Here is a 4,218-nt window from a genome sequence, read left to right as displayed (position 1 = left end):
TCATAGTGTTGAAGCAATAAGAATAAGTTTAAGCGGTAATTTCAATCATCTTCTTCCTCATTTGCTTGTCGTAACAGGATATACCATAGTTATTTTTACTTTCGCTATTATAATTTTTAACCGCAAAATGAATGGCGAAAAAGCATAAAAATAAACAGGACTATCGAGTTACCTCAAAGTTCAGCGACAAGTTGCTTAGAGTGATCCCCATGTCAAGGATCAAAAAGCAGGGAAGGAGAGTTTAGGTCAAGATTCGAGAAACGAGGCGCTTTTCATACACGTTGCGCGGGGGGCCTTCCCGGTAAAGCCGTGTGCGGACGCTCCTCATCATAAAATCCGAACCACCTCAGCCCTTCCTGCAATTCGGGCGCATGCTCATACTCGTTCAGGCAGATGCCCCCATACTTCACGCCACAGACGCTCGATAAAAATGTCGTCCAACGCACGCCCACGTCCCCCCGCCGATGCGTATCCCTCTGCCCCAAAGCCGGCGCGTAAACTGACTGCCCTGGTCCGTGTCGGATATCTCAGGCTTACCTCGCCTCACGGCGTTTCCCCTCCCTTGAGTTTCGCCGGATGCGGACGTATACTCTCGATATTTCAGAACATATAAGGAGGGCGTTCCATGAAAAGGATCCTTGCGGTTTTATGCGTTTGTATGGTGGGAATTTCGTTCCGTCCGGCCCCCGCCCCTGCGGCCCCCGCCAGGCATGGCCAGTGCTATACCGCGGAGCACCTGACCGTGCTCGACAAGCAGGACGTCGCCGGGGGGAAGGGGACCCTTCATGGCGAGTTCGCCTTCACGAGGGACGCGGCCCTGGAGGACGACGCCATCAAGGAGATCGGGTGGATGACCCTGCGGCACGGGGAGTTCATCGGCACCCACACGCACAAGGACAACGAGGACGCGTATCTGATCGTCTCCGGCCATGGGGTCTTCACCGACGGCGACGGCAACGCCTGGGTGGTCGGGCCCGGGGACATGACCATCGCCCGCCCCGGTCAGGCCCACGGCCTGGCCAACCTCTACGCGGAGGACCTCGTCTTCCTCGACATCATCGCCAAAAACGCGGGGGCCAACCTGGAGGCCATCACCAAGAACCCCACAGCCCAGGTCTTCCCCGCGGACAAGCTCTTCGAGAAGAACGTCGAGAAGGCCGGCAAGACGGGGATCGGCACGCTCTACGGCAGGTTCGCCTTCCGGAGGGAAGCGGCCACCGACGATCAGGCCATCAAGGAAATAGGCCTCATGACACTGAAGAAGGGCGACAGCATTGGCGTGCATCCGCACGTCGACAACGAGGACACCTACATCATTCTCTCCGGCCGGGGCGTCTTCACCGACAGTCAGGGCAGGGAGACCGTCGTCGGGCCCAAATCCGTCACGATCGCCTGCCCCGGGGAGTCCCACGGGCTGCGCAACGACGGCGACGAGGACCTCGTCTTCATCGACCTGATCGCCAGGAACCACGCGCTGAAGATCGGCAAATAACGTCGGCCTCCCGACGCTCCTCGAACAATCGGCCCCGCCGATTTGGCCGGCGGGGCCGATTCTATGGTTCTCTCCGACGCATGAGGCTCAGTGCACGTGCCCCGCGATCTTGTCCGTCGCCTTCAGGCCGATGCCGGAGAGGTAGACCACCGTAGGCTCCGCCGCGTCGATGCGGCCCGACTCGCAAAGTTTGTCCCACCCGGCGGCCGCGGCCGCGGAGGTCGGCTCCACGTACAGCCCGGCACGACAGAGGACGGAGTGGGCCGACCAGATCTCCGCCTCCGACACGGCGACAAAACCGCCGCCCGTCTCGCGGACCGCCCGCAGCACCTCGGCCCCGCGCACCGGCTCCGCGGAGGCGATTCCCTCGGCCGCCGTCTCCTTCTTCTCAATGCGGACGGGCTCGTCCAGTCCCGCCTCGAAGGCCCGGGCCAGGGGGTCGCAGTGCGCGGGCTGCACCGCAAGGATGCGGGGCAGGCGCTCCAGGCGGCCCGCCGCCCGAAGGTCCTCCATCGCCAGCCGGGCCCCCAGGGCGATGCTGCCCTGCCCCACGGGGACCACGACGTTCCGCACCTCGGGCAGCGCGTCGAAGACCTCCAGGAACCACGTCTTGACCCCATGCAGAAACCAGGGGCTCCAGTTGTGGCTGGCGTAAAACGAGGTCTTTTCCTGCCCCGCCCGCTCGGCCGCGCGCGTCGTGTCCTCCCGGGTACCGGGCACACGGACGAGCCTGGCCCCATAGGCCCCAATCTGCACGCACTTCCCCGAGGACGTGTAGTCCGGGACGTAGACGTCGCAGGCGATGCCGCCGGCCGCGCAGTAGGCCGCCATGGACGACCCCGCGTTGCCCGAGGAGTCCTCCACGACGTGCGCCACCCCCGCCGACCTCAGCCAGCTGACCAGCACCGACATCCCCCGGTCCTTGTAGGAGCCCGTCGGGGCCAGGTAGTCCAGCTTGAACCAGGCGGCCCGGCCGCCGATGCGGCGCTCGATCAGCGGCGTGTCGCCCTCCCCCATCGAGACGATGCGGGAGGCGTCGAGCGGCAGGCCCCGAAGGTAGCGCCAGATCCCCCGCCCCTCGAAAGGGGCGGCCCCATACCCGGACAGGCGCAGCGTCCCCCCGCAGGGACAGCGCCAGACGATCGCCCTGTCCCCGAACTGCCGGGAACAGCGCATACAGCTCAACACGGACAGCCCCTCCTCGTCATCGCCGCAAGACCTCCGTCATTTCTTATCCCATCGGGAATATTGGTAGATCAGGTGTATGGGCCGCGCGCCCGGCGAGTTCCCGGGAAAGCGGTTCGTCGCCTCGGGGTTGTAGGACAGCACGACCGTCGTGTAGCGGTCGGGCTCCCATACGTTGCGCAGCAAAAGACGACCCTCCGCCCAGGTATTGGGCAGGGACGCCTCCTTCGTCCTGCCGAAGCGGGCGGTGTAGGCCCGACGCAGCGCGTCGTAAAGGGCCCTGTCCTCGTCGCCGTCCCCCGTGCTCGCCAGGTAGACGGCCTTGTAATTCAGCCCCTTCTTCGCATGGAAACCAAAGACGAATACGGCAGGACGCCCCTCGAAGAGCCCCTCCATGGAGAGCTGCCCGTCGCGGATGAACCCGGACGCCTCGGCCCCGCTGCGCTCCATGCGGAGCTGCGTCCGCTTCGAGGAGAGCCCGAAGGTGGCGGACATGAACGCCTCCGCACTGTCGGGCGCCGCAAAGGACGGCCGCACCGGAACAAGGCAGAGGAGAAGAAGCGCACAAAGCCACCTCATTCTCCTCATGGCAGGGGCTGTCCTCACCAAAAGCCGGCCCATCACTCGTTCCTCAACTCGAAGAGCCACATCAGGCGCACGGCCTTGGACGCCTCCTCGCCGCTGCCCTCTACGAACCGCCCCCTGTAGCGCCTGAAGGACCTCCGCTTGACCTTTGCGGGGAGCAGCTCCGCCCTGGCCACGGTCTTTCCGTAACGGTCCAGAAAGAGCATCGTGCCCCCAAAGGAGACGTTCCGCTGCGTCCCGTTCACGATATCCACGAACAGATGGCCCCATTTGTAGATCAGGTTCCGAAAGGAGAACCCCGGCCGCCCCTCGATGGCCCCCTCACGGACGACGGCCTCCGCGGGCCCCGCGCCGACGGCGAGCCCCGGGCCCTGCAGCCCCGCAAGGGAAAATACCGCCGCAAGCAGCAGGGAGGCCGCGACCCCACCATAAATCCGCCTCAAGACGCCCCCTCCTTCTCCTCCAAATCGACACCGGCCGTCTCGGGAGAGCCCGCACCGAAGACGGCGAGCCAGACGCAGGGCGGGGCGGACGAGGTGTACGCCACGCGGTGCCGCTCGCGGGCGGGGATCGTCAGCCAGTCCCCAGCCCCCATGGGATGCCGCCGGCCGTCCTCGAACTCCAGCTCCGCAGTCCCCTGGAGCAGGGCCACCCACTCGGGCTCGTCCTGATCGTACCAGAAGCCCTCGGGGGAGACGTGCCCCTCGGACACGATGCGCTCGATACGCGGCCCCAAGGCACTTTTCCCAACCTCCCCATCCCCCGGGATATCGAAGGTCTCCAGGATCTCCAGAAACTCCGCCTCCCCCCGGATTACGGGGTCAAACAGGCTGCCGCACCGCATCGGGCCCCTCCCCTCGGAAAGCTCCCCCTTCGGACTTCTTGTTCGGAAAAATTCTGCCGCCTGCGCCTCAGCCCTACTGCGCCGCGTCCTCGCGGAGCAGCGCCTCGATCTC

The 4,218-nt window shown here is 64.9% G+C and carries 5 protein-coding genes; 1 reads left to right on the top strand and 4 read right to left on the bottom strand.

What is annotated here, in order from left to right; genetic code table 11:
* Positions 1-625: 625 nt before the first annotated feature.
* Positions 626-1,492 (top strand): cupin domain-containing protein, encoded by an 867-nt coding sequence (locus tag Q0176_RS04020; protein ID WP_299299474.1) that lies wholly within the window; start codon positions 626-628, stop codon positions 1,490-1,492.
* Positions 1,493-1,579: 87 nt separating this feature from the next.
* Here the strand turns inward: Q0176_RS04020 and Q0176_RS04015 are convergent, their stop codons facing one another.
* The 4 genes from Q0176_RS04015 to Q0176_RS04000 are packed head-to-tail and all read right to left on the bottom strand — an operon-like array spanning position 1,580 to position 4,106.
* On the bottom strand, positions 1,580-2,680 hold the full coding sequence (locus tag Q0176_RS04015) for a threonine synthase (protein WP_299299472.1): 1,101 nt from the start codon (positions 2,678-2,680) through the stop codon (positions 1,580-1,582).
* Between the two features lie 36 nt (positions 2,681-2,716).
* On the bottom strand, positions 2,717-3,265 hold the full coding sequence (locus Q0176_RS04010; protein ID WP_299299470.1) for a hypothetical protein: 549 nt from the start codon (positions 3,263-3,265) through the stop codon (positions 2,717-2,719).
* Positions 3,266-3,297: 32 nt separating this feature from the next.
* Positions 3,298-3,705 (bottom strand): hypothetical protein, encoded by a 408-nt coding sequence (locus tag Q0176_RS04005; protein ID WP_299299468.1) that lies wholly within the window; start codon positions 3,703-3,705, stop codon positions 3,298-3,300.
* The gene (locus tag Q0176_RS04000) at positions 3,702-4,106 is read right to left on the bottom strand and encodes a cupin domain-containing protein (protein WP_299299466.1); all 405 of its coding nucleotides are present in this window, start codon (positions 4,104-4,106) and stop codon (positions 3,702-3,704) included. Before Q0176_RS04000 ends, Q0176_RS04005 begins: the two co-directional genes overlap by 4 nt.
* Between the last annotated feature and the right edge of the window lie 112 nt (positions 4,107-4,218).

Origin of the sequence: uncultured Fretibacterium sp. (assembly GCF_938040765.1) — a bacterium.
In the GTDB taxonomy this organism is placed as follows: domain Bacteria; phylum Synergistota; class Synergistia; order Synergistales; family Aminobacteriaceae; genus CAJPSE01.
The sequence above is the reverse complement of the archived record's forward strand: the minus strand, read 5'-3'. Positions and strand labels throughout refer to the sequence as shown.

Coding starts and splice junctions, on each gene's coding strand:
- Q0176_RS04000 (WP_299299466.1), bottom strand. CDS start 4,106: ATGCGGTGCGGCAGCCTGTTTGACCCCGTAATCCGGGGGGAGGCGGAG.
- Q0176_RS04020 (WP_299299474.1), top strand. CDS start 626: ATGAAAAGGATCCTTGCGGTTTTATGCGTTTGTATGGTGGGAATTTCG.
- Q0176_RS04010 (WP_299299470.1), bottom strand. CDS start 3,265: ATGAGGAGAATGAGGTGGCTTTGTGCGCTTCTTCTCCTCTGCCTTGTT.